General features: G+C 71.6%; 1 protein-coding gene. It reads left to right on the top strand.

Annotated elements, in window-relative coordinates; translation table 11 throughout:
• Positions 1-12 precede the first annotated feature (12 nt).
• A partial coding sequence (locus tag GJV82_RS19305) for an Ig-like domain-containing protein (RefSeq protein ID WP_155100343.1) occupies positions 13-317 on the top strand: 305 nt, incomplete at its 3' end.

The following is a 317-nucleotide window of genomic DNA, read 5'->3' as shown; positions in this document are numbered from 1 at the left end:
GGGACGTTGTGGATGGCGGCGGACGAGTACCAGAAGGTCGACGACTGGGACGTGCAGATCCCGGAGGAGGCCGAGGGCGAGGAGTCGGACGCGGAGCTGACGAACCCGGAGCAGGTGGACCAGTTCATCGCGGACCGGTCGCAGCCGAACCGGCCGCCGCAGCCGAAGGACGACAGCTTCGGGGTGCGTCCGGGGCGCACGACGATCCTGCCGGTGCTGGGCAACGACGTGGACCCGGACGGGGACGTGATGACGGCGTCGCTCGCGGGGGACTCGCCGTCGAACGCGACGGTGCAGGCGATCATGGGCGGCGCCGC

Source organism: Cellulosimicrobium composti (assembly GCF_009711085.1).
GTDB classification, from domain to species: Bacteria; Actinomycetota; Actinomycetes; order Actinomycetales; family Cellulomonadaceae; genus Cellulosimicrobium; species Cellulosimicrobium composti.
The sequence above is the reverse complement of the archived record's forward strand: the minus strand, read 5'-3'. Positions and strand labels throughout refer to the sequence as shown.